The sequence below is a fragment of the Rhizobium sophoriradicis genome (assembly GCF_003939025.1).
Classification (GTDB): Bacteria; Pseudomonadota; Alphaproteobacteria; order Rhizobiales; family Rhizobiaceae; genus Rhizobium; species Rhizobium sophoriradicis.
Map to the genome: position 1 here is coordinate 237,547 of NZ_RQIH01000002.1, position 19,875 is coordinate 257,421.

General features: G+C 62.0%; 16 protein-coding genes, 1 tRNA gene and 2 pseudogenes. 14 read left to right on the forward strand and 5 right to left on the reverse strand.

What is annotated here, in order from left to right:
• The first annotated feature begins 146 nt into the window (after nucleotides 1-146).
• The 7 genes and pseudogenes from EFR00_RS03565 (at nucleotide 147) to hflX (ending at nucleotide 9,072) form a co-directional block, all read left to right on the forward strand.
• Nucleotides 147-1,300: pseudogene (locus tag EFR00_RS03565) on the forward strand (MFS transporter).
• A gap of 197 nt (nucleotides 1,301-1,497) precedes the next feature.
• Entirely contained in the window at nucleotides 1,498-2,487 is a 990-nt protein-coding gene (locus tag EFR00_RS03570) for a potassium channel beta subunit family protein (RefSeq protein WP_077994089.1), read from the forward strand.
• 218 nt (nucleotides 2,488-2,705) lie between these two features.
• Entirely contained in the window at nucleotides 2,706-4,976 is a 2,271-nt protein-coding gene (locus EFR00_RS03575; RefSeq protein ID WP_077993800.1) for a sensor histidine kinase NtrY-like, read from the forward strand.
• Entirely contained in the window at nucleotides 4,966-6,330 is a 1,365-nt protein-coding gene (ntrX, locus tag EFR00_RS03580) for a nitrogen assimilation response regulator NtrX (RefSeq protein ID WP_038688769.1), read from the forward strand. The genes EFR00_RS03575 and ntrX overlap by 11 nt, the downstream gene beginning before the upstream one ends.
• A 121-nt stretch (nucleotides 6,331-6,451) precedes the next feature.
• Complete coding sequence (locus tag EFR00_RS03585; protein WP_038688771.1) at nucleotides 6,452-7,315, forward strand: D-amino-acid transaminase; 864 nt, start codon at nucleotides 6,452-6,454, stop codon at nucleotides 7,313-7,315.
• A gap of 111 nt (nucleotides 7,316-7,426) precedes the next feature.
• Nucleotides 7,427-7,669 (forward strand): RNA chaperone Hfq, encoded by a 243-nt coding sequence (gene hfq / locus EFR00_RS03590; protein ID WP_003539403.1) that lies wholly within the window; start codon nucleotides 7,427-7,429, stop codon nucleotides 7,667-7,669.
• Nucleotides 7,670-7,746: 77 nt separating this feature from the next.
• Nucleotides 7,747-9,072 (forward strand): GTPase HflX, encoded by a 1,326-nt coding sequence (gene hflX, locus EFR00_RS03595; protein WP_077993797.1) that lies wholly within the window; start codon nucleotides 7,747-7,749, stop codon nucleotides 9,070-9,072.
• A gap of 334 nt (nucleotides 9,073-9,406) precedes the next feature.
• Here the strand turns inward: hflX and mazG are convergent.
• Nucleotides 9,407-10,252: pseudogene (gene mazG / locus EFR00_RS03600) on the reverse strand (nucleoside triphosphate pyrophosphohydrolase).
• Nucleotides 10,253-10,272: 20 nt separating this feature from the next.
• On the reverse strand, nucleotides 10,273-10,860 hold the full coding sequence (locus EFR00_RS03605; protein ID WP_077993795.1) for a deaminase: 588 nt from the start codon (nucleotides 10,858-10,860) through the stop codon (nucleotides 10,273-10,275).
• Nucleotides 10,861-11,139: 279 nt separating this feature from the next.
• On the opposite strand from EFR00_RS03605, the gene cysG reads away from it, so the two are divergent.
• From cysG to EFR00_RS03630, 5 genes are read left to right on the forward strand one after another with little or no spacing between them, the layout of a single operon-like run.
• Nucleotides 11,140-12,576 carry a siroheme synthase CysG gene (gene cysG, locus EFR00_RS03610; RefSeq protein ID WP_077994087.1) on the forward strand — a complete coding sequence of 479 codons (1,437 nt, stop codon included), beginning with the start codon at nucleotides 11,140-11,142 and terminating at the stop codon, nucleotides 12,574-12,576.
• 2 nt (nucleotides 12,577-12,578) lie between these two features.
• Nucleotides 12,579-12,893, forward strand: coding sequence for a DUF2849 domain-containing protein (locus EFR00_RS03615; RefSeq protein ID WP_009988931.1), 315 nt, complete (start codon nucleotides 12,579-12,581; stop codon nucleotides 12,891-12,893).
• Nucleotides 12,894-12,901: 8 nt separating this feature from the next.
• Nucleotides 12,902-14,572: a nitrite/sulfite reductase gene (locus tag EFR00_RS03620; protein ID WP_077993793.1), complete on the forward strand. Its 1,671-nt coding sequence runs from the start codon at nucleotides 12,902-12,904 to the stop codon at nucleotides 14,570-14,572.
• Nucleotides 14,573-14,583: 11 nt separating this feature from the next.
• Entirely contained in the window at nucleotides 14,584-15,096 is a 513-nt protein-coding gene (locus EFR00_RS03625) for a DUF934 domain-containing protein (protein ID WP_077993790.1), read from the forward strand.
• Nucleotides 15,097-15,133: 37 nt separating this feature from the next.
• Nucleotides 15,134-16,345, forward strand: a complete 1,212-nt coding sequence (locus EFR00_RS03630; protein ID WP_077993788.1) for a UbiH/UbiF family hydroxylase — start codon at nucleotides 15,134-15,136, stop codon at nucleotides 16,343-16,345.
• Here EFR00_RS03630 and EFR00_RS03635 read toward each other — a convergent pair.
• Nucleotides 16,313-17,272, reverse strand: a complete 960-nt coding sequence (locus EFR00_RS03635) for an AEC family transporter (protein ID WP_077993786.1) — start codon at nucleotides 17,270-17,272, stop codon at nucleotides 16,313-16,315. The genes EFR00_RS03630 and EFR00_RS03635 overlap by 33 nt on opposite strands.
• 47 nt (nucleotides 17,273-17,319) lie before the next feature.
• Nucleotides 17,320-18,069 carry a cytochrome c biogenesis CcdA family protein gene (locus EFR00_RS03640; protein WP_077993784.1) on the reverse strand — a complete coding sequence of 250 codons (750 nt, stop codon included), beginning with the start codon at nucleotides 18,067-18,069 and terminating at the stop codon, nucleotides 17,320-17,322.
• A 296-nt stretch (nucleotides 18,070-18,365) separates the two neighbouring features.
• On the opposite strand from EFR00_RS03640, the gene EFR00_RS03645 reads away from it, so the two are divergent.
• A tRNA-Lys gene (locus EFR00_RS03645) sits at nucleotides 18,366-18,441 on the forward strand.
• A 126-nt stretch (nucleotides 18,442-18,567) separates the two neighbouring features.
• A complete protein-coding gene (locus EFR00_RS32910) occupies nucleotides 18,568-18,909 on the forward strand; it encodes a hypothetical protein (protein WP_164519035.1) in 342 nt (113 codons plus the stop codon).
• Nucleotides 18,910-19,325: 416 nt separating this feature from the next.
• Here EFR00_RS32910 and EFR00_RS03655 read toward each other — a convergent pair whose 3' ends face one another.
• Complete coding sequence (locus tag EFR00_RS03655) at nucleotides 19,326-19,676, reverse strand: hypothetical protein (RefSeq protein WP_125461973.1); 351 nt, start codon at nucleotides 19,674-19,676, stop codon at nucleotides 19,326-19,328.
• Nucleotides 19,677-19,875 lie beyond the last annotated feature (199 nt).

Genomic DNA, 19,875 nt, shown 5'->3' on the forward strand with positions numbered 1-19,875 from the left:
CTCTAAATTGCCTCCGCCTTCCCATGGCGATGTCGCGAGGGGTGCCGGCCCCTTTCTTGCATTATGGGTCAGTTTTTCTATTCGAGACAAGTCCGGGAAGTCGCCGCTGCGGGCGCCGGTCTGGCAGAACGAATTGCAGGTGAAGCTTGATCGATGAACGCGCCAAAAACCGAAACACATACATTCTGGCGGGAAGCCAGGTTTTTGGCGGCGCCAATGGTCCGATCGTGATTTCCCTGGGTGGATTGGTCGGACAGCATCTCTCCTCGAACCCGGCGCTCGCCACACTTCCCGTCAGTCTCTACAATGTCGGGCTGGCGCTCGGCACCCTTCCAGCCGCTTACTTCATGCGCCGTCTGGGCCGCCGCAATGCCTATATCCTTGGAGCCTTCCTGGGGATATCAGGCGGTTTGATTGCCGCTTTCGGGATCATCGCGAATCTGTTCTTGATCTTTTGCCTGGGAACAATGGCTGCCGGCTTTTATGGCTCCTATGTTCAAAGCTATAGGTTCGCAGCCGGCGACGAGATGTCGGGATCGCAGCGGGACAAGGCTATTTCCCGCGTCATGGTGGGCGGGCTGCTTGCTGCTATCATCGGGCCGCAGCTCGTCATCTGGACGCGGGATTCCGTGCCCGGCTTTGCCTTCGCCGGCAGCTTTGTCAGCCAGGCGGGCCTGGCGCTCCTCGCGATCCCGCTGCTTCTGGCCTACCGCAGCACGCCTCCTGCAGCGAAGACTGGCCGCGGCGGTGGCGGACGTAGATTATCCGAGATCCTCACCACGCCCCGGTACGTCCTGTCGGTGGCCGCGGGCGTCGTCTCCTACGGTCTCATGACCTTCGTCATGACGGCAGCGCCGATAGCAATGGTCGGTCACGGCCATTCGATGGACAATGCGGCGCTCGGCATTCAGTGGCATGTTCTTGCCATGTATGCTCCGAGCTTCCTGACGGGTCGCTTGATGGCGCGTTTCGGCAAAGAGAAGATCACCGCCGTCGGACTGCTTTTGATCGGCGGCTCGGCGATGGTGGCGCTTTCCGGCCTCGATATCGGACATTTCTGGGGTTCGCTTATCCTCCTTGGCATCGGCGCGACGGCAATGGTGTCGGATTGCCACACGCCTGAGGAACGGGGCAAAGTCCAAGGGGCAAACGACTTCGTCGTGTTCGGGACCGTGGCGATGGCTTCGTTCTTCTCGGGCTCGCTGATGTTCAGCTCCGGCTGGGAGACGGTGAACTGGTTCGTCATCCCGCCGTCGCCCTGGTGCTCGTTCCGCTTGTATGGCAGTCGGCGCGGGCGTGATTGGCAGTTAGAGGTATCGAGGAGGCATCAAAACCGCATTGAGCGTTTTTCTTGGGGCTGGTTTAAGCAGGTTGTTGCGCCGAGGCTCGCCTATCGTTGTTCATGCCATAGATTAAGCCGGTCGGTCGTTGATCGATTGTGTGAATGTCGAGGCCGGCACCGGCCGGCACATGCTCAAAACCTGCGGGAGCTGCATGATGGAATATCGTCGTTTGGGAAAGTCGGGCCTGAAGGTGAGCGAGTTCTCCTTCGGCTCATGGGTGACTTTCGGCAAGCAGGTGGACGGCGGTGACGCCGTCGACCTCATGAGGCTTGCCTACGATAACGGGGTGAACTTCTTCGACAATGCCGAAGGCTATGAGAGCGGCAAGTCCGAAATCGTCATGGGCGAGGCGCTGAAGGCGCTGGGTTGGAGCCGCGACAGCTACGTCGTCTCCAGCAAGGTCTTTTGGGGAGGGGAGAAGCCGACGCAGCGCGGCCTGTCGCGCAAGCATGTGACCGACGCCTGCCATGCAGCGTTGAAGCGGCTTCAGGTCGATTATCTGGACCTCTATTTCTGCCATCGCCCTGACATCGACACGCCGATCGAGGAAACTGTGCGGGCGATGCACGATCTCGTCGCCCAGGGTAAGGTGCTCTATTGGGGAACATCGGAATGGTCGGCGCAGCAACTAACGGAAGCCTACGCCGTTGCCCGGGACCTGCGCATCACGCCGCCGACCATGGAGCAGCCGCAGTACAACATCTTCGAGCGCCAGAAGGTCGAGGCCGATTATCTCCCCCTCTATGACCTTATCGGCCTCGGCACCACCATCTGGTCGCCGCTCGCCTCGGGCGTGCTCACCGGCAAATACAATAACGGCGTGCCGGACGACAGCCGCATGAACCTGCCCGGCTATGAATGGCTGAAGGAGAAGTGGTCGAGCGATGCCGGCCGCGCCCAGCTCCAGCAGGTCGGCCAACTGGCAAAACTCGCCGGCGATGTCGGCCTGTCGATCACCCATCTCGCCCTTCTGTGGTGCCTCGCCAATTCCAACGTCTCCACCGTCATTCTCGGCGCCTCACGCGCCAGCCAGCTGCAGGACAACCTCGCGGCCCTCTCGCACCGGCACAAGATGACGCCTGAGGTGATGGAGCGGATCGATGCAATTGCAGGAAATAAGCCGGAAGGTGCACGTCGATTCTGACGCGTGTCGCGCAAAAGTGTCCGAGGCGGGGCTCCACCGGAGCTTGACAATGTGACAAGGCGCGTTGCATTTTCGCCACAATGCGTTGCTTAAAGGTCACGCAGGGTTTTGGACATTTCGCTCCCGATCGAGTCGTCTTGGCGCTGGCTTTCTCAAGCCGGCGTTGGCTGGTTTCGGTCGGAGGGCAGGGCGGCGGGCGCCGCCTGAAGAGAGGCCGAATGACGCAGGATGGGGTAGCGCCGGCGGCGGCGGGCGAGGCGGTGACGACGGTGACCGATCGCCGCGCCCTTTTTGCCGTGCCCGGCCTCGTGCTCGCCGGCGGGGCGCTTCTCTGCGCCACGATTACGCTTTTCATACTGCTGGGCCTGACGCCGATTGCGCCGACCTCGCATGTCGTCATCACCTCGGTCATCGTCAATTCCTTCTTCGTGCTGACGCTGCTGGCGTTGATCGGCCGCGAGGTGGCAAGGCTGCTCAAGGCCCGCACCCGGGGTAGGGCGGCCGCGCGCCTGCATATCCGCATCGTCGTGCTCTTCTCGATTGTCGCGATCACGCCGGCGATCCTCGTCGCCATCTTTGCCAGTATTACGCTGAATGCCGGCCTCGACCGCTGGTTTGCCCTGCGCACCCAGTCGATCGTCAGCTCGTCGCGCAATATCGGCCAGGCCTATATGATGGAGAACGCCAGCTACCTGCAGGGGCAGACGGTTTCCATGGCCAACGACCTGGAGCGCAACCGCGCCCTCTACAGTCTCGACCGGACGGGGTTCGCCGAATTGATGACGCGCCAGGCGAGGGGCCGCGGCCTCCTCGGCGCCTTCCTGGTTGAGAGCGACGGCTCGGTAAAGGTCCAGGCTGACATCGCCACCGAAAAACCGTTGCCGGCCATTCCGCAGGACGCTCTGCAAAAGGCGGCGGCCGGTCAGCCGACGCTGATCCCGCCCGGCGTCACCAACCTTGTCGGCGCCATCATCAGGCTCGATGCCATCCAGGGTACCTTCCTCTACACTGTGCGTGCGGTCGATCCCAAGGTCATGGGCGCCATGCGCATGATGGAGGAGAACGCCACCGAATACCGTTCGATGGAGGCCAACCGTTTCTCGCTGCAGATCGCCTTTGCCGTGCTTTACATCGGCTTTGCGCTGATCGTGCTCCTGGCGGCGATCTGGACGGCGATCGCCGTTGCCGACCGCATCGTCCGGCCGATCCGGCTGCTGATCACCGCGGCCGACAGCGTCGCCTCGGGCAATATGGACATCGTCGTGCCGGTGCATGCCGTCGATGGCGACGTCGCCAATCTGTCGCGCACCTTCAACAAGATGATCTCGGAAATCCGCACCCAGCGCGACGAGATCCTTGAGGCCAAGGACGAGGTCGACGACCGCCGGCGCTTCATCGAGGCGGTGCTGTCGGGTGTTACCGCCGCCGTCATCGGCGTCGAGCAGGAGCGCCGCATCGCCATCGTCAACAGTTCGGCCGAGACGCTGATGTCATTGTCGGCCGACGCAATGCTCGGCAAGCAATTGGCAGACATTGCGCCGGAGGTCGATCAGGTGCTGACCGAGGCGGCGGTGCGCCATCGCGGCGATTTCCGCAAGCAGATCGCGCTGGTGCGCGGCGGCACGGTCAGGACGCTGAGCGTCCAGGTCACCCGCGAGGAAGTGCGTGACATGAGCGAATCCTATGTGATTACGCTCGACGACATCACCGACCTCGTCATTGCCCAGCGTTCGACCGCCTGGGGCGACGTCGCACGGCGCATCGCCCATGAGATCAAGAACCCGCTGACGCCGATTCAGCTGTCCGCGGAACGCATCCAGCGCCGCTATGGCAAGCAGATCGACCAGAACGACCGAACCGTCTTCGACCAATGCACGGATACGATCATCCGTCAGGTCGGCGATATCGGCCGCATGGTCGACGAATTCTCCGCCTTTGCCCGCATGCCGAAGCCGACCAAGGAGCCGAGCGATCTGCGCGAGATTCTGCGCGACGCGATCTTCCTGCGTGAGATGGGCAACCAGCATGTCGCCTTCCAGCAGGATTTCGGTGACCAGCCTCTGGAGGGCCTGTTCGACAGCCGCATGCTCGGCCAGGCCTTCGGCAATCTCATCAAGAATGCCGTGGAAGCAATCGAGGCGGTTCCGAGCGATGAACGCGACGAGCGCAAGATTCTCGTCCGCGCCGCCCTCGACGCCGGCCGCGACCGCTTCACCGTCGACGTGATCGACAATGGCCGCGGCCTGCCGGTGGAAAACCGCCACAGCATTCTGGAGCCCTATATGACGATGCGCGAGAAGGGCACCGGCCTTGGCCTCGCCATCGTCAAGAAGATCATCGAGGAACATGGCGGGCAGCTCGAACTGCACGATGCGCCCGCCGATTTTGACCGGGGAAGTGGGGCCATGATCCGCGTGCATCTGCCACGCCGGGATCCGACGCCTGCTGCCCCCGCAGCCAATGACAAGGAAAGCGTTTATGGCCTCTGATATTCTCGTCGTCGATGACGAGCACGATATTCGCGAGATCGTTTCCGGCATTCTCTCGGACGAGGGACACGAAACACGCACCGCCCATGACAGCGACAGCGCGCTGGCGGCGATCTCCGACCGCGTGCCGCGGCTGATCTTCCTCGATATCTGGATGCAGGGCAGCAAGCTCGACGGCCTGTCGCTGCTCGACGAGATCAAGACCCGCCATCCCGATCTGCCCGTCGTGATGATCTCGGGCCACGGCAACATCGAGACCGCCGTCTCGGCGATCAAACGCGGCGCCTTCGATTTCATCGAAAAGCCGTTCAAGGCCGACCGGCTGATCCTGATCGCTGAACGGGCGCTCGAAAATTCTAAACTCAAGCGCGAGGTTTCCGAGCTGAAGCGGCGCACCGGCGATGCCCTGGAGTTGATCGGCACCTCGGTCGCCGTCTCGCAGCTGCGCCAGACGATCGAGAAGGTTTCGCCGACTAACAGCCGCATCATGATCCTCGGCGCCTCCGGCTCCGGCAAGGAGCTGGTGGCGCGGATGATCCACAAGAAGTCGGCCCGCGCCAACGGTCCCTTCGTGGCGATCAATGCCGCCAACATCACGCCCGATCGTATGGAAGTCGCGCTGTTCGGAACCGAGGGCACGCCCGGCCAGGCGCGCAAGATCGGCGCGCTCGAGGAAGCCCATCGCGGCATCCTCTATCTCGACGAGGTCGGCGAGATGCCGCGCGAGACGCAGAACAAGATCCTGCGGGTGCTGGTCGATCAGCAGTTCGAACGGGTCGGCGGTTCCAAGCGCGTCAAGGTCGATGTCCGCATCATTTCCTCGACCGCCTATAATCTCGAGAGCCGCATCGCCGAAGGCTGGTTCCGCGAGGATCTCTATCATCGCCTCGCCGTCGTGCCGGTGCGCGTACCCGCCCTTGCCGAGCGGCGCGAAGACATTCCCTTCCTCGTCGATCAGCTGATGCGGCAGATTTCCGAACAGGCCGGCATTCGTCCGCGCCGCATCGGCGACGACGCCATGGCGGTGCTGCAAGCGCATGACTGGCCGGGCAATATCCGCCAGCTGCGCAACAATATCGAGCGGCTGATGATTCTTGCCCGCACCGACGGGCCGGATGCGCCGATCACCGCCGACATGCTGCCGACAGATCTCGGCGACATGCTGCCGAAGGTGTCGGCCAAGAATGACTATCACATCATGACGCTGCCGCTGCGCGAAGCCCGAGAGATGTTCGAGAAGGATTATCTGATCGCCCAGATCAACCGCTTCGGCGGCAACATCTCACGCACCGCCGAATTCGTCGGCATGGAGCGTTCGGCGCTGCACCGCAAGCTGAAGTCGCTCGGCGTCTAAAGCATGACGCCGAAATGTGTGAGCGGTTTTCGGGCAATATCTTGCTCCAGTTTGTGATCTAGCAGGCGCGGCCATTGCCGCGCCATATCCTTCTCTCGCTTCCCGGAAGACCAGGTTTCCCATGCCGAGAATCGCCTATGTGAACGGCCGTTACGTCAAGCATTCCGATGCGAGCGTCCATATCGAGGACCGCGGCTATCAGTTCGCCGACGGCGTCTACGAAGTCTGCGAGGTCCGTCACGGCTATATCGTCGATCTCACCCGCCACCTGAACCGTCTCGACCGGTCGCTCGGTGAATTGCGCATCGTCTGGCCGATGAGCCGGGCGGCGCTGACGCAGGTCATTCGCGAGACCCTGCGCCGCAATCATGTCCGCAACGGGCTTTTCTACCTGCAGGTGACGCGCGGTGTCGCACGCCGCGATCATGTCTTTCCCGCCGAGGGCACGCCGCCGTCGCTTGTCATCACTGCCAAGAGCACCGACCCGAAGATCATCGCCGCCAAGAACGCCAACGGCATCAAGGCGATCACCGTTGCCGACAATCGCTGGGACCGCGTCGACATCAAGTCCGTCGGCCTGCTGCCGAACGCCATGGCGCGTCAGCAGGCGAAGGAAGCCGGCGCCCAGGAGGCGATCTATGTCGATGGCGACGGCATGGTGAAGGAAGGGGCGGCGACCAATGTCTGGATCGTCGACCGGGACGGAACTCTGGTGACGCGGCCCGCCGAACACGGCATTCTGCGCGGCATTACGCGCACCACCTTGATCGACGTCGCAGCCCGGCTGGGGCTTGAGATCACCGAGCGGAATTTCTCCGTTTCAGAGATGCTCGCGGCCCGCGAGGTTTTCTTGACGGCAGCCACAAGTATTTGTTTTCCGGTGGTTTCCGTCGATGGCCAAGCCATTGCCAACGGTCATCCGGGCAGCGTCTCGCAGAAAGTCCGTGAAGCCTTTTTCGACGTTGCGGAAAAGATTGCGATTTGATACCAAGATTTGCTGGACAGGTGGAATGAGGGTGCCGCCGGTCTTGCATTGAGAGGTTGATTAATATTCAACCGGCCAGATCAGGTCGGCAATAAAGAAAGAAGCGGCGCGATGGCGGAACGTTCTCAGAATCTGCAGGACTTATTTCTCAATACTGTTCGCAAGCAAAAGATTTCCCTGACAATCTTTTTGATCAACGGCGTGAAACTCACGGGCGTTGTTACCTCTTTCGACAATTTCTGTGTTCTTCTTCGCCGTGACGGCCACTCGCAGCTGGTGTATAAGCATGCGATCTCGACGATCATGCCGGGTCAGCCGATGCAGATGTTCGAGAGTGAAGAAGCCGCGTCCTAACAGGATCAGCCGTCATTTCGACACGCGATACCAAGAACGATTCGATCATCCCTGAGGCAGCCAAGCACAGGGATGACATGCGCGCGACCGTCGTCGTGCCGGTTCTGAAATCCCGCAACCGCGGCGGCCAGACCGAATCGGCCTCGACCCGCACGCCGGAAAGCCGGCTGGAGGAGGCGACGGGCCTTGCCCAGGCGATCGACCTCGATGTCGTTAACGGCTCGATCGTCCCAGTCAATGATCCCCGACCGGCGACGCTGCTCGGCACCGGCAAGATCGAGGAGATCAAGGCGCTACTCGACGAGCGCGATTCCGGTCTGGTCATCGTCGATCATCCGCTGACCCCTGTGCAGCAGCGCAATCTCGAAAAGGAATGGAACGCCAAGGTCATCGACCGCACCGGCCTGATCCTTGAAATCTTCGGCCGCCGCGCCTCCACCAAAGAGGGCACGCTGCAGGTCGATCTGGCGCATCTGAATTATCAGAAGGGCCGGCTGGTTCGCAGCTGGACCCACCTTGAACGCCAGCGCGGCGGCGGCGGCTTCATGGGCGGCCCCGGCGAAACTCAGATCGAAGCCGACCGGCGGCTGCTGCAGGACCGCATCATCAAGCTCGAGCGCGAGCTGGAGCAGGTCGTGCGCACCCGCCAGCTCCACCGCGCCAAGCGCCGCAAGGTGCCGCATCCGATCGTGGCGCTCGTCGGTTATACCAATGCCGGCAAGTCGACCTTGTTCAACCGCATCACCGGCGCCGGCGTGCTGGCCGAAGACATGCTCTTTGCCACGCTCGACCCGACGCTGCGCCGCATGAAGCTGCCGCACGGCCGCACCGTCATCCTGTCCGACACCGTCGGCTTCATCTCCGACCTGCCCACCCATCTCGTCGCCGCTTTCCGGGCGACGCTGGAGGAGGTGCTCGAAGCCGATCTCATCCTGCATGTCCGCGATATGTCGGATGACGACAATCAGGCGCAGAGCTCCGACGTGATGCGTATCCTCGGTGATCTCGGCATCGATGAGGCCGAAGCCGAGAAGCGACTGATCGAGGTCTGGAACAAGATCGACCGGTTGGAGCCCGAGGTGCATGATGCGATGGTGCAGAAGGCTGCCGGCGCTAGCAACGTGGTGGCGGTTTCAGCCGTCAGCGGCGAGGGCGTCGACACGCTGATGGACGAGATCAGCCGCCGGCTCTCCGGCGTGATGACCGAAACCACCATCCGCCTTCCGGTCGACAAGCTGGCGCTGCTGCCCTGGCTCTACGACCACGCGATCGTCGATGCCCGCGAGGACAACGAAGACGGCTCGATCACGCTCGACCTGCGCCTCTCCGAAACCGAAGCCGCCGAACTCGAACGCCGCATCGGCAACGGGCCGAAGGCTCCGAAGGAAGATTGGGAGCGGTAGCGTACGCGTTTGGTGCTACGCCTCTGACGGGGTTGAGTGGTGAGAAGCCACCCCGCTGGTGGGTGCGGTGTGGATGCTCGGCTCAGGGCCGAGCATGACGGAGGGTGGGGTTGAACCTCACGCCAACTCACTCAGCCGCAGTCATCACAGCCCTCTCAATCGCCTTCCCGGCTACAAGCTGGCGCTGCCGCTCTGGCACTACGAAGCCGCCGCGCGAGGATTGGGAGCGGGGCACGCATTTGGATGCTAAAACATTGATGGGGTTGAATTTGGCGAGAAGCCAACCCCACTCTAGGCCGAGCATGACGGAGGGTGGGGCTGACCCCACGCCAACTCACTCAGCCCCAGCCGTCACAGCCCGCTCAATCGCCTTCGCCGCCTGCCAGATCTCCTCCATCCGCTCCAGACTGGCCGCCTCCAGCGTCTCGCCTTCCGCATCAAGAACCTGCTCGATATGATTGAACCGACGTCAAAATTTCGTATTCGTTCCGCGCAGCGCTTGTTCCGGATCCGCCTTCACATGCCGGCCGATATTGACGACCGCGAAGATCAGGTCGCCAAGTTCGTCGTTGACCTTCGCGCGGTCACCGTCTCTGAGCGCCATCCGCAATTCGCCGATCTCCTCCTCGATCTTGTCGAGGATCGGCTCGGGCGCCGACCAGTCGAAGCCGACTTTGGCGGCGCGTTCCTGCAGCTTCAGCGCTTCCGTCAAGGCCGGGAAGCTGCGCTGCACCGAGCCGAGGAAGCCGCCGTTGAAATCCTCGGTAATCCCGCGCCGTGAGCGGCGCTCGGCGCGCTCGCGTTTTTCCGCTTGCTTGATCTCGTCCCACTGGATCTTCACCGCGTCGGGTGTATCCGCTTCCGAGCGGGCAAAGACATGCGGGTGGCGGCGGATCATCTTGGTGGTGATGGCGTTGACCACGTCGCCGAAGGAGAATTCGCCGGCTTCCTCGGCCATGCGGGCATGGAAGACCACCTGCAGCAGCAGGTCGCCGAGCTCGTCGCAGAGATCGTCCATATCGCCGCGCTCGATTGCGTCGGAAACTTCATAGGCCTCCTCGATCGTATAGGGCTTGATCGTCTGAAAATTCTGCTCGATGTCCCAGGGGCAACCAGTCTCGGGATGGCGCAATGCCGCCATGATCTCGATCAGCCGCGAAATGTCTTTTGAAGGTTCCATGGTGCCTCGGTTCAGCATCCTCAGTTGAGGGGAATATCGTTGGCGCTCTTCGATGACTGGTAGCTGGCCGACAATGCGTCGTAGCGCGCCTTGATGCGGGCGGTCTGCGCCTTGAGCGCCTCTCTCATTTGAGCCTCTTCGGTCTCGACGAGATCGGCGACCGCAAAGCTGTTCCAGAAGGCGTTCTGCCTGCGATAGCCGCCGGGTTCAAGCCCGAAGACCTCCTTCAGGATCTTCAGGTCATGCGGAATGGCGAAGGCATCGCGGGAATCCTCGTGGCTGAAGAAATAATAGAAATTGTCGAAGCCCGCCCAGGTAATCGCCGACATGCACATGGTGCAGGGTTCGTGGGTGGAAAGGAAGATCAAATCCTTGGTCGCGGGCTTGTCGCCAAGTTCGTAGAAGCGCTTGAGCGTATGCACCTCGCCGTGCCACAGCGGATTCTCCAACTCGTTGTTGGTCTCGGCGACGACGAGCGACAGATCGGATTTGCGCAGGATCGCCGCGCCGAACACCTTGTTGCCAAGCGAAACGCCGCGTTCGGTAAGCGGCAGGATATCGTCCTCGATCACCGAAAGCAGGCGGGCGGCGATGGTCTTGTCAGGCATTGGCGTCTCCGGTTTTTCCCAGTCTATCGCCTTGGAGGCGCGAGCGAAATGCGCCAAACGCCGGTGGACGCCGTTTATCACAGGCTTTATACTGCAATGCAACAAAGGGAGTGGGCAAAGAGAATGGGAACAGGTGGTTTTCGTCGGCACGGTTGACTTTTCTCAAATCGCCGATGGCGCGAGCATAAGAATACGCGCTTGCTGGGGCTTTCGAATTTCTGTTCCTTCAATCGCTTGTCGATCACGGGCATATTCTGGCAACTTCGAAGTGGATTGATGATGTCTCCCAAGACTGAGCAGCTTTCGGTATTTCCAGCCTTCTTTCGCGTCGAAGGCCAGAAGACGGCTGTCTTCGGTAATGGCGACGAAGCCTTCGCCAAGGTGCGGCTGCTGCTCAACACGCGGGCGCGGATCGTCGCCTACGCCGAGCGGCCGGAAGCCGATTATCATGCCTTCCTGATCGCCAACCGGATCGAGACCGTGCGCGCCGCCTTTGCCGCCAAGCAGGTCGAGGGAGCTGCACTGGTCTTTGCCGCAACCGGTGACGAAGCTAGCGATCGGGCCATCGTCGATGCCGCGCGCGCCGCCAAAGTTCCGGCCAACGCCGTCGATCAGCCCGATTACTGCGATTTCTTCACACCGGCGCTGGTCAATCGTGCGCCGGTTGCCGTCGCAATCGGCACCGAAGGGGCAGGGCCGGTCCTGGCGCAGATGATCCGAGCCCAGATCGATCAGCTTCTCTCTCCTTCGCTTGGGCGTCTGGCCGCGCTGGCGACGAGCTACAGAAAGGCCGTCGATCAACTGATCCCCCGTGGCGTTTCCCGCCGCGTCTTCTGGCGCCGCTTTTTCTCCGGCGCCGTTGCCGATGCTGTTGCAAACGGCAACCTGCCGCAGGCCCGCCACGCCGCCGACCGGCTGCTGGGCGCGATGGACAAGGTCGCGGGCCACGTCTGGCTGGTCGGTGCCGGTCCGGGGGCTGAGGATCTGCTGACGCTGCGCGCCCAGCGCGTGATGATGGAAGCCGACGTCATCGTTTTTGACGCGCTCGTGCCGCAGGCGATCGTCGATATGGGCCGCCGCGATGCCGAGCGGCTCTCCGTCGGCAAGCGCAAGGGCTGCCATTCGAAATCGCAGGAAGAGATCAACGAGCTGCTGGTCGAGCTCGGCCGCCAGGGCAAACGTGTCGTCCGCCTCAAGTCCGGCGATCCGCTGGTCTATGGCCGGGCAGGCGAAGAGATGGCTGCATTGCGCGCTGCCGGCATCACCTATGAGGTCGTGCCCGGCATCACCTCGGCTTTCGCCGCCGCCGCCGATTTCGAGCTGCCGCTGACGCTGCGCGGCGTTGCCTCCTCGCTGGTCTTCACCACGGGCCATGATCTCACCGGCGATGTACTGCCCGATTGGGCGAGCCTTGCCGTCTCCGGCGCGACGATCGCGGTCTATATGGGCCGCACCGTTGCCGCCTCGGTCGCCGAGCGACTGATGCAGGCCGGTATTCCCGCCGAGACGACAGTCGCCGTCATCGAAAATGCCAGCCGCGCGGAGCGCCGCCTGCTGCATGGCACGCTTGCCGATCTTCCCGATCTGCAGCACCGCGACGAGCTGACCGGACCGGTCATGGTCATTATCGGCGATGCGGTCGCCGGCGCCAATTTCGAACTGTCCGAGCCGCTGGTGCGTGCGAACGCCCGGCTCGAGGAACTTGCAAGGAGCTGAATATGGTAGACAAGGTTCTGACGGCCAACCGGCTGACGGACGGCATTGCCGTCTGGCTGGATGCGAACGGGAAATGGTCCACCTCGCTGCAGGAGGCGCTTGTCGCCCGCCACAACGAAGCCGTCGAAGCGCTAGAAGCGATCGGCAAGAAATCCTATGCCGACAACGAAGTCGTTGACGTCGCCGTCGTCGACGTTCAGGAAACCAACGGCATTCTCTGGCCGCTTCGCCTTCGCGAGCGCATTCGCGCGCATGGGCCGACCATGGAATATGCTCCGGGCTACGCTCCCGCCGATCCCGAATTCATTGCAGTCTGAGGAAGACGATGTACCGTTACGACGAATTTGATCATGCCTTTGTCAGCGAGCGCGTCGAGCAGTTCCGCGACCAGGTTCAGCGCCGCCTTTCCGGCGAGCTTGCCGAGGATGCGTTCAAGCCGCTGCGCCTGATGAACGGCGTCTACCTGCAGCTTCATGCCTATATGCTGCGCATTGCCATTCCCTATGGCACGCTGAGCGCGCGCCAGATGCGCATGCTCGCCCATATCGCCCGCACCTATGACCGCGGCTACGGCCATTTCACCACGCGCCAGAACCTGCAGTTCAACTGGCCGAAGCTGTCGGAGATCCCCGATGCGCTGGCCGATCTCGCCAGCGTCGAGATGCATGCCCTGCAGACCTCGGGCAACTGCATCAGAAACGTGACGGCCGATCACTTTGCCGGTGCGGCCGCCGACGAGGTCGCCGATCCCAGGCCTTATGCGGAAATCCTGCGCCAGTGGTCGTCGGTCCATCCGGAATTCTCCTTCCTGCCGCGCAAGTTCAAGATTGCCGTCACGGGCGCCGAGCGCGACCGCGCCGCCATCCAGGTCCATGATATCGGCCTGCATCTGAAGAAGAACGACAAGGGTGAGATCGGCTTTGCCGTCTATGTCGGCGGTGGCCAGGGCCGCACGCCGATGATCGCCAAGCTGATCCGCGACTTCCTGCCGGAGGAGGATCTGCTCTCCTACACAACGGCGATCGTCCGCGTGTACAATCTGCACGGCCGCCGCGACAACAAGTACAAGGCTCGCATCAAGATCCTCGTGCACGAAACCGGCGCCGAGGAACTGGCCCGCCAGGTGGAGGCTGAATTCGCTGCCTTGAAGGATAGCGAGCTCAAGCTGCCGGAACAGGATGTCGAGGCGATCGCCGCCTATTTCGCGCTGCCTGATCTGCCGCAGCGCCCCGAGGGCTGGGAAAACCTCGCCCGTTGGAAGAAGGCCGATCCGGCTTTCGCCCGCTGGGTCCAGCAGAATGTGCAGCCGCACAAGAACCCCGATTACGGCATGGTGACGATCTCGCTGAAGCCGATCGGCGGCATTCCGGGCGACGCCACCGACGCGCAGATGGATGCGGTAGCCGATCTCGCCGAGGAATATGCCTTCGACGAAATCCGCGTCAGCCATGAGCAGAACCTGATCTTGCCGCATGTGGCGCTGGCCGATCTCGAAGCCGTCTATCGCGGCCTTGTCGCCATCGACCTCGCCGAAGCCAACGCCGGCCTGATCACCGATATCATTGCCTGTCCCGGGCTGGACTACTGCGCGCTTGCCAACGCGCGCTCCATTCCGGTCGCGCAGGAAATCTCCCGCCGCTTCGGCAATCCCGAACGCCAGGCCGAGATCGGCGAACTGAAGATCAAGATCTCCGGCTGCATCAATGCCTGCGGCCATCACCATGTGGGCCATATCGGCCTGCTCGGTGTGGAGAAGAAGGGCGCCGAACTCTATCAGATCACGCTCGGCGGCTCCGGCGACGAGCATACGTCGATCGGCGAAATCATCGGCCGCGGCTTCGAGCCGGACCGGGTGACGGATGCAATCGAGACGATCGTCGATACCTATCTCGGCCTGCGCCTCGATCCGTCCGAAACTTTCCTCGCTGCCTATCGCCGCGTCGGGCCGCAGCCCTTCAAGACTGCGCTCTACGGCTCGGCCGCCGAAGCGGCATAAGGAGGGGGATGATGACGAAGATCTGGAGAGAAACCGGTTTTGTCGAAAACGATCCCTGGGTGATCGAGACCGACGAGGTGAAGGCGACTGGCGAGGAGAAGCCGCTGCTCGGCCTCGACGAGCTGATCGCCAAGGCTGATGAAAGCAATGAAGTTGGCCTTGGCGTGCTGATCAAGCCGGCTGACGACGTGCGGAGGCTGGAGCCCTATCTCTGTCGCCTTGACATCGTCGCCGTCGCCTTCCCGGCCTTCAACGACGGCCGCGCCTTCAGCCACGCCTCGCTGCTGCGCCAGCGCTTGGGCTACACCAACGAGCTGCGCGCCGTGGGCGACGTGCTGATCGATCAGGTGCCGCTGATGCTGCGCGTCGGCATCGACAGCTTTGCCGTCAGCAATGCGACCGCACTCAAGCGGCTTTCCGAAAACCGTCTTCCCGCCATTCCCCATCATTATCAGCCGGCGGTGCGTGACGCCGAAGCCGGCAAGGGCTATAGTTGGCGCCGTCAGGCGAAGCCGGCCGCATAAGCGGCTGGTCCGCCTCTTGCGATGGCGGAACAATAGCATGAAGACATTTGAAATCGCGGTGATCGGTGGCGGGCTCGCCGGCATGATCACCGCAATCGCGCTCGCCCGCGGTGGCCGCAGCGTGGCGCTGGTTGCACCCGTTGCCGCGAAGGAGGACCGGCGCACCACGGCGCTGATGGATCAATCGATCCGCTTCCTCGATCGCCTGACGCTCTGGGACAGGCTGCGCCCGGCGGCAGCACCTCTCACCAGCATGCGCATCATCGACGGCACCGACCGGCTGCTGCGCGCGCCGACGACGACATTCCGCGCCGCTGAGGTCGGCCTTGATGCCTTCGGCTATAATTTCCCCAACAAGGCGCTGATCGACATCCTCGAACAGGCCACGGCCGGCGAGGGCAACATCAGCCGCTTCACCGACATGGCCGAATCGATCGAGATCTCGGCCGAGAAGGTGTCGATCACACTTGCCGGCGGCGATACGCTCGCAGCGGATTTTGCCGTCGGCGCCGACGGCCGCGGCTCGAAGCTGCGCGAGACATCAGGGATCCGCGTTCGCAACTGGTCCTATCCGCAATCAGCCATGGTGCTGAATTTTGCCCATTCGCTGCCGCACCAGAACATCTCGAGCGAATTCCACACCAAACACGGCCCCTTCACCCAGGTGCCGCTGTCGGGAAGCCGCTCCAGCCTCGTCTGGGTGCAGAATCCCGCTGAGGCCGCCGCTCGCATGGAATTGCCGCTGGCCGAACTCTCGGCCATGGTCGAGGCGCAGATGCAGTCCATGCTCGGCAAAGTCGACGTGGAGGAGGGCGTCCAGCTCTGGCCGCTGTCCGGCATGATGGCGCATCGTTTCGGCAAGGGGCGCATCGCGCTGATCGGCGAGGCGGCGCATGTTTTCCCGCCGATCGGGGCGCAGGGGCTGAACCTCAGCCTGCGTGATATCATGGCGCTCGTCGACATCCTCTGTGACAGGGCCGAATTGCCGTTGCCGGCCGATGCCGGCGACAGCTTCGACCGCAAACGCCGCGCCGACATCATGACGCGCACCGCCAGTGTCGATCTTCTCAACCGCTCGCTGCTCTCCGATTTCCTGCCGGTGCAAATGCTGCGGGCTGCCGGCCTGCATATTCTTTCGGCCATTCCGCCGCTGCGCAACCTCGTCATGCGTGAGGGCATTGAGCCCGGCCGGGTCTTCCGTGATATTCCCGATTCCTTAAAGGAAAAGCTGAAGCGGAAGAAGGCCTGAGCGGATCACGACCAGCCAGAGCGAAACGCTCGCCACCGAAAGCACCGTCGTGATCAGGATCGTCGCCGAGGCGCGCTCCTGCCAGACGCCATATTGCTGGCCGATGACGAAGACGTTGGTCGCCGTCGGCAATGAGGCGAGCAGCACGGCTGCCTGGATCCAGACCGGCTCGAAACCGCCGACAGCTGTCAGCGCCAGAAAAACCGCGATGGGATGCAGGATCAGCTTGGCCGGCACGATATAGGAGATTTCCGCCGGGATGCGCTTCAGCGGCCGCAGCGCCAGCGTCACGCCCATGGCAAAGAGCGCGCAGGGGGCGGCCGCCTGGGCGAGGTAATCGACCAGGCGCTGAAACGCCAGCGGCTGGGCGATATCGAAGGCGGCGACGGCAAAGCCTGCCGCCGTCGACAGGATGAAGGGATGCAGCGTCACCTTCCGGGCGATATCGGCCGCAAGCTGGCCCGCTGAACGCTTGTCGTCGCCGGCCGCCATCAGCGTCGGCGCGACGATGAAATGCAGCGCATTCTCGAAGCAGATGATCAGCGCCACTGGCACGGCGGCGCCTTCGCCGAGCGCCAAGAACGCCAGCCCCGGCCCCATATAGCCGATATTGCCATAGGCGCCGGCAAAGGACTGGATGGTGCAGTCATCAAGCGCATTGCCGCGCACGAAACGGCCGATGGCAAAGAGCAGGATGAAGACTGCATAGGTCGCGGCGATATCGGTGACGATGAAATCGACCCGCGTCAGCTCTTCGATCGGCGTGCGCGAGACGAGCTTGAAAAACAGAGCGGGCAGGGCGGCATAGATGATGAATGTGTTCAGCCAGCCGAGCGCTTCCGCCGGCTGCTTCGTCGCCTTGGCGGCGAAGTAACCGATCAGGATCAGGCCGAAGAACGGCAGAAGTAGACTGACGAAATCAGCCAAAAGAGTTTTCCAATGTGCGGGGACAGATCGGCGAGGCTAAGAGCTGTTTAGCCGATTTTCATAAGGATCGGAAAGGTCTGCTGAAACCAGATCGCCACATCGCTGACCCAGCCGAACAGGAAGGCGAGGCCGGTGAGGATGAGGAAGACGCCCATCACCTTTTCCACCGTGCCGAGATGGCGGCGGAAGCGCGACAGGAAGCGCATGAAGGCGCCGGAAAATCCGGCGGCGATCCAGAAGGGAACGGCAAGGCCCAACGAATAGATGGCGAGCAACCCGGCGCCGGAGCCGACCGTGTCGCGCGAGGCGGCCACACCGAGAATCGCGCCGAGCACCGGGCCGATGCAGGGCGTCCAGCCGAAGGCGAAGGCCAGGCCCATGACATAGGCGCCCGTCAGAGTCGCGGGCTTCCCGCCACTTTGGAAGCGTGCCTCGCGGCCCAGAATTCCGATTCGGAAGAGCCCGAGGAAATTCAGCCCCATGACGATGATGATCAGCCCGCCGATCTTGGAGAGCAGGTCGAGATGCTGGCGCAGCGCCATGCCGATGCTGGAAGCGCCGGCGCCGAGCGCCACGAAGACGGTGGCAAAGCCGAGCGTGAAAAGCAGCGCGGAGAACAGCACGCCGCGCCTGACATCGGGCGCCACCGCCACCGCGGAGCCGCCCCGGAACTGCTCGACTGAAATACCGGCCATATAACAGAGATAGGGCGGGACGAGGGGAAGCACGCAGGGCGAGAGGAAGGAAAGCGCCCCGGCTATCAAAGCGCTCCACAGGGAAATATCGGCAATCGACACGCACTCTCTCCGGCTGCAATCTGCGCCCTGTTCCTAGCTTTGCGAGGCCCGGATTGCCAATCACCTTTTTGCGTGCGCAAGAACTCAAGTTGTCGCACGCAGGCGATAAGCCTTGAAAGCACAAGGGATACCCTTGAACGCGCAGGGATAACCCTTGCACGCGCGGGGGATAAGCCTTGCGCCCGCAAGAAATGTGCCGATCGCTGGAAAAAGCCGAATTTTTCGGTTGACCACAATGGGTCGCCTGCCTATGTTCCGCCCACTTCCAGCCGGGCTGCTTCACACCCGCGGAGAGGGAGAGCGTAGCTCAGCCGGTAGAGCAACTGACTTTTAATCAGTAGGTCTCGGGTTCGAACCCCGACGCTCTCACCATAAATCAAAGAACAAGTAAATTAGTGGCTTTTGCGACGCGGCGGAAGTCACACGCGTCACACGGTTAATTCGTCGACCGCTTTTGCGTCGTCTCGATCCGTTGCAGGTTCTCTTTCGTCGCGCGAGATGATTGACCTGTCATCTGATGACAGGAATGGCGGGAGTCTATCTAGCCAGGATTGGACGCGTAAGCCTACGGAGAAAACGAGTGACCGCACTCTTGGCCGTGATCTGAACTGGGGGCGTAACTACGCCTGTTCCAATGTACTGTCGGCCTTTATTCGTCAGGGAGAGTGTTTCGGTGAAGCCAAAACCGCCGCCATTATTCTCTCTTTTGATCAAGCCAAGCAACTCTGCCTCTGCATCACAAGGGCAATAGTGATCTTCCAAGACCTCGACACTGCCACCTTTGTCAGCGATCTCGCCAAGCATAGTCTTGATATCCACACGAAGCCCTTACCCAAATAGACCGCCAGCCGAACGTGAGAGCATTATCCCATCGCTTCTAAGAGCGAATAGTACAATTTCTCGGCATGAAAATTTACACCTGGATCGAGCTGCTTTCGCAATAGATCGGGATCGATAACGTCTGGCGATCTCAGGTAAGATATGCGGCAACTAGCGCAGAGGGCTGATTGGCCGGTGCGAGCAAAATACCGGGGCTTGGGTCGCGCCGGGTCGAAGTGGCGCCGCTCCGCCTGCGGCGGTGATGGGTGCGGCAGAGATTCTTCTCGTGTCGGTGGGTTGGAAGCGCTGTCCTGCGCGTCTAGAACGACGAGATCAGCAGGATAGCGACTGGCAAGGCTGAAGACGCCACTGAGAATCAATGCGCGAGAAGTTTGGCGAAATCGGATCTGCAAGTGGCGCCGAGCGCGATAGTCGCCTCAGAGTAGCGGCAGGTGATTGAGAGTAATCATTTCTTTTCGCTCGGCGCGCGGCTCGCCGCTAAACGGCTGCGCCGGCCTATGCAGCGAAACGCGGTGCGAATTTTGGTAGAGGCAGGGATTGACGATTTCATCGATGTCGCCGGCGCGGCGCGGCGTTTTCAACAATTCGACGACCAGCGAAGATGTCCGGTCGGCCGCATGCTCAGATCGTATTCTCAATGAAGAGGTTCCAATACCCAGCGGCGTCTTCGGGCGCCGTCTTTTATTGAGGCGCCGCCGATCCGCGGACGTTTGAGACTCTGAATTCGCCGGGCCAGCCTCACACCCACCGGATACGATAGCAGACATCAAGCCACTGCTAATGCTACCATCACGCTGCGCCTGACATCGTGCTCTGCGGCCAGAGCAGCGGCGCGCTGTTGCGTTGTGGATGGTGCGGTCGAGCCGCAGATCCTTTTTCTCAACGGAAGCCGAAGAAGCTCAGGATAGCGAGCACGATGACGACGGCACCGACGATCCAAATAAGCTGGTTCATGTGAAATCTCCT

Excerpts from the sequence above, each read along its gene's own strand:
- EFR00_RS32910 (WP_164519035.1), top strand. The coding sequence starts at position 18,568 with ATGATTGACCTGTCATCTGATGACAGGAATGGCGGGAGTCTATCTAGC.
- EFR00_RS03570 (WP_077994089.1), top strand. The coding sequence starts at position 1,498 with ATGGAATATCGTCGTTTGGGAAAGTCGGGCCTGAAGGTGAGCGAGTTC.
- EFR00_RS03655 (WP_125461973.1), bottom strand. The coding sequence starts at position 19,676 with ATGTCTGCTATCGTATCCGGTGGGTGTGAGGCTGGCCCGGCGAATTCA.
- EFR00_RS03585 (WP_038688771.1), top strand. The coding sequence starts at position 6,452 with ATGCCGAGAATCGCCTATGTGAACGGCCGTTACGTCAAGCATTCCGAT.
- EFR00_RS03630 (WP_077993788.1), top strand. The coding sequence starts at position 15,134 with ATGAAGACATTTGAAATCGCGGTGATCGGTGGCGGGCTCGCCGGCATG.
- hflX (WP_077993797.1), top strand. The coding sequence starts at position 7,747 with ATGCGCGCGACCGTCGTCGTGCCGGTTCTGAAATCCCGCAACCGCGGC.
- EFR00_RS03575 (WP_077993800.1), top strand. The coding sequence starts at position 2,706 with ATGACGCAGGATGGGGTAGCGCCGGCGGCGGCGGGCGAGGCGGTGACG.
- EFR00_RS03625 (WP_077993790.1), top strand. The coding sequence starts at position 14,584 with ATGACGAAGATCTGGAGAGAAACCGGTTTTGTCGAAAACGATCCCTGG.
- hfq (WP_003539403.1), top strand. The coding sequence starts at position 7,427 with ATGGCGGAACGTTCTCAGAATCTGCAGGACTTATTTCTCAATACTGTT.
- EFR00_RS03605 (WP_077993795.1), bottom strand. The coding sequence starts at position 10,860 with ATGCCTGACAAGACCATCGCCGCCCGCCTGCTTTCGGTGATCGAGGAC.
- cysG (WP_077994087.1), top strand. The coding sequence starts at position 11,140 with ATGTCTCCCAAGACTGAGCAGCTTTCGGTATTTCCAGCCTTCTTTCGC.
- ntrX (WP_038688769.1), top strand. The coding sequence starts at position 4,966 with ATGGCCTCTGATATTCTCGTCGTCGATGACGAGCACGATATTCGCGAG.
- EFR00_RS03615 (WP_009988931.1), top strand. The coding sequence starts at position 12,579 with ATGGTAGACAAGGTTCTGACGGCCAACCGGCTGACGGACGGCATTGCC.
- EFR00_RS03620 (WP_077993793.1), top strand. The coding sequence starts at position 12,902 with ATGTACCGTTACGACGAATTTGATCATGCCTTTGTCAGCGAGCGCGTC.